At 64.4% G+C, this 508-nt stretch carries 1 protein-coding gene; it reads left to right on the forward strand.

Annotated features, from left to right (window positions below; genetic code table 11):
• On the forward strand, nt 1-508 hold a 508-nt coding region (locus tag D1Z90_RS21160; protein WP_438941751.1), incomplete at both ends, for a Mu transposase domain-containing protein.

The following is a 508-nucleotide window of genomic DNA, read 5'->3' on the forward strand; positions in this document are numbered from 1 at the left end:
GCTCATCGCCATCCGGAGCTGGTCGATCAGACGATCTGGGAGGCGTTCGAAGCCGAACGCCCCAAACTCGTTCCCTATGCCGGCCGCTTCGACGGCTTCCATGCGGTGACGGCATCGGTCTCGAAGACCTGCCTGGTGCGCTTCGACAACAACAGGTACTCGGTCGCAGCCAGCGCAGTCGGACGGCCGGTCGAAGTTCAAGCCTATGCCGATCGCATCGTGATCCGTCAGGATGGACGCATCGTTGCCGAGCACCCGCGATCCTTTGGCCGCGGCGATACCGTCTACGACCCGTGGCATTATGTGCCGGTGCTCGCCCGCAAACCCGGCGCCTTGCGCAACGGTGCTCCCTTCAAAGACTGGGTGCTGCCGGCCGCGATCGAGCGGATCCGGCGCAAGCTTGCCAGTACCGAAGATGGCAATCGGCAGATGGTCGACATCCTCAACGCGGTGCTGACTGACGGTCTGCCCGCGGTGGAAGCGGCCTGTGCCGAAGCGCTCGGTCATG

The organism is Motilimonas pumila (assembly GCF_003596335.1).
In the GTDB taxonomy this organism is placed as follows: Bacteria; Pseudomonadota; Gammaproteobacteria; order Enterobacterales; family CBDFNC01; genus Motilimonas; species Motilimonas pumila.